Origin of the sequence: Methanobrevibacter sp. (assembly GCF_045646045.1) — an archaeon.
Taxonomy (GTDB): Archaea; Methanobacteriota; Methanobacteria; order Methanobacteriales; family Methanobacteriaceae; genus Methanocatella.
Map to the genome: position 1 here is coordinate 1 of NZ_JAZRJY010000158.1, position 2,132 is coordinate 2,132.

At 31.1% G+C, this 2,132-nt stretch carries 6 protein-coding genes; 1 reads left to right on the plus strand and 5 read right to left on the minus strand.

All coding sequences use genetic code 11. The features are described 5' to 3' along the window. Positions 1 to 468: tyrosine-type recombinase/integrase (locus ACKI5C_RS10535; RefSeq protein ID WP_407433069.1), on the plus strand; the 468-nt coding region annotated here is incomplete at its 5' end. Here the strand turns inward: ACKI5C_RS10535 and ACKI5C_RS10540 are convergent. From ACKI5C_RS10540 to ACKI5C_RS10560, 5 genes are all read right to left on the minus strand, one after another. Next, the gene (locus ACKI5C_RS10540; protein WP_407433070.1) at positions 461 to 781 is read right to left on the minus strand and encodes a hypothetical protein; all 321 of its coding nucleotides are present in this window, start codon (positions 779 to 781) and stop codon (positions 461 to 463) included. The two genes, ACKI5C_RS10535 and ACKI5C_RS10540, sit on opposite strands and share 8 nt — an antisense overlap. Continuing rightward, complete coding sequence (locus ACKI5C_RS10545) at positions 693 to 1,001, minus strand: hypothetical protein (RefSeq protein ID WP_407433071.1); 309 nt, start codon at positions 999 to 1,001, stop codon at positions 693 to 695. The genes ACKI5C_RS10540 and ACKI5C_RS10545 overlap by 89 nt, the downstream gene beginning before the upstream one ends. A 5-nt stretch (positions 1,002 to 1,006) precedes the next feature. After that, positions 1,007 to 1,453 (minus strand): M15 family metallopeptidase, encoded by a 447-nt coding sequence (locus ACKI5C_RS10550; protein ID WP_407433072.1) that lies wholly within the window; start codon positions 1,451 to 1,453, stop codon positions 1,007 to 1,009. Next, positions 1,446 to 1,745: a hypothetical protein gene (locus ACKI5C_RS10555; protein ID WP_407433073.1), complete on the minus strand. Its 300-nt coding sequence runs from the start codon at positions 1,743 to 1,745 to the stop codon at positions 1,446 to 1,448. The genes ACKI5C_RS10550 and ACKI5C_RS10555 overlap by 8 nt, the downstream gene beginning before the upstream one ends. Positions 1,746 to 1,747: 2 nt before the next feature. Beyond that, the coding region (locus tag ACKI5C_RS10560) for a hypothetical protein (RefSeq protein ID WP_407433074.1) at positions 1,748 to 2,132 on the minus strand (385 nt) is incomplete at its 5' end.

The window sequence follows — 2,132 nt, forward strand, 5'->3', positions numbered from 1 at the left end:
AATCAGTTTATACGGCCTGATGCTATTCTTATTAATGCAATGATTGATTCTAATGATGAAAGAGTAAACAGATTAAAAAAATGGACTGATAAAAATAAAAAGTGGAGAGTTACTGTTTTACCTGATAGAACTGTAAAAATGATTGATTTACTCAGGCTTGATAGAGCTGATAATGATTATGTGTTTATGTATGAAGATAAACCTTTGACAACTTGGTTTCTTTTGGATCATTTCAAGTGTATATTAAAAAATAATGGTATAGATTGTATATCCAGAAACATTACAATTCATTCATTAAGATTTACCTATAATTCATTGGTTCGTGGTGAAATCTCAGGTGATGATTTAAGGCTTATGGTAGGTCATACAACAGAACAGATGACTGAATATTATGATAAATCAAAAGCTATAGAGCATCTTGATGATTTATTGCAAAATAAAGATAGTTTAAATTCTGTATTTAATTAACCGGTATTTTTAAGCCTATAGTTATTCCGGTATAAGTGCCTAGAACTAATCCGCTGCCTAAACCAATTAATGTAAACTTAATGTTATCAGAATATGAGTTTTTCTTTCTTGTTTCATACATGGTTTTCCAATATTCAACTTCTGGAGCTAGTTCTACTGTAGCCTGTTTATAACCTTCTTTATAGGCTTTATCAATGGACTTATCAGCTTCTTCAAGAATAATATCAATTATTGCTTGAACTTCCGTTCCCTGGTATGTTTTTGTTAAGTCTATCCCTAATTCGTTCTCTAAGTTCTTCTTGTTCTCGTTCAATGTTTGTGCTGATAGTGTCAGGGTTAGGACTATCGGCAGCAATATCATCAGCGCTTTTCTTTTCGAGTTCATCTTTCTTTTCCTTTTTTGCTTTTTCGGCCTTTTCTGTTTCTTCTTTTTTGTCTTTATGTTTATCAAATAAGAAAATAGCAGTTATTCCAAAAAAGATTGTTGCTATAATAGCTCCAATTGTTTTAATTATTTTTTTTAGTGTTTCCATAAGTATTACACCATTTCAAAGTGTGGTTTATCCACAAAACCTTTCCAATCTCCACCCCATGAAAAACCGTATTTTTTACCGATATTTCCCATTTCATTCCAAACAGAATCAGGAGCATCCCACCAGATTTTACCGGCCTTAAAAGGTGCAAAGTCAATAGCAATTCCTTTGATGTGATTTGAATTAAGTGTCTGAGTATTTGCCGTTTTACATTCCCAATCACTTGGTTCATATAATCCGGCAGCTTTATACATTGCTTTTACATCTTTAGGATCTTTCATTCTGGAACGTGAATAATAAGCCATTTGAACGGCAAGGTCTCTTTTTGTTTCTACAATAATAACCTTTTCTACACCTAATTTTTTAAGTGTTGCAGAGTTATTCATTGCTTTGTAGGCTTTGTTTGCAGCCGGCTGAATTTCTTTGTTTAAGTCTTTAATCTGATTACTCATTTTCAGTCTCCGATTTAGAAATTGAATTGATTTTAGATTTTACAATTTTCTGGATTCCCTGAATTAAAAGCTGATAATTAATCTGCATAATTCCAATTGTCATAATGGATCCAAAAACACCGATTGGAAGATATTCAATACTGCAGAAACATCCAACAGCAACAACAGGCATTATGATTGAATAAATCCAGGTCTTTTCTGTCTTAATGAAATTCTTTAACCATTCCATTAAACCAACACCGGCAAGGGCTGAAATAATAGCCTTGATAAAATACTCTACAAATTCTCCCATAGTTATTTTTCTCCTTCTATTATTTTTCTTCCGGCTATATCACGGCCGGAAAAATAAATATCTGTAAATAATTTTTTTGTTTCATCAAAACTGATTTCATCCATAATTTTTGGTAAATCGTATTGTGGTAGTTTCTGATTGAACATATAAAACTTTTCTGTTACTAATCTGTAATAGGCCTTTGCTTTGGCATTGGAATATTGTTCAAGTTCATAATTTGATTTGTTTACAATGTGATTTCTGGTGAAGTCATTTTTTAATTCATAATTAAGACGATCTGATATTCGATAAGTTATCATTTCTAAAATTATTTTGTCTTTTTCATCTTTAATATCAAATATTTTTAATCCTGTTTCATACAGTTTTATTCTTGCAATTTTCAACATC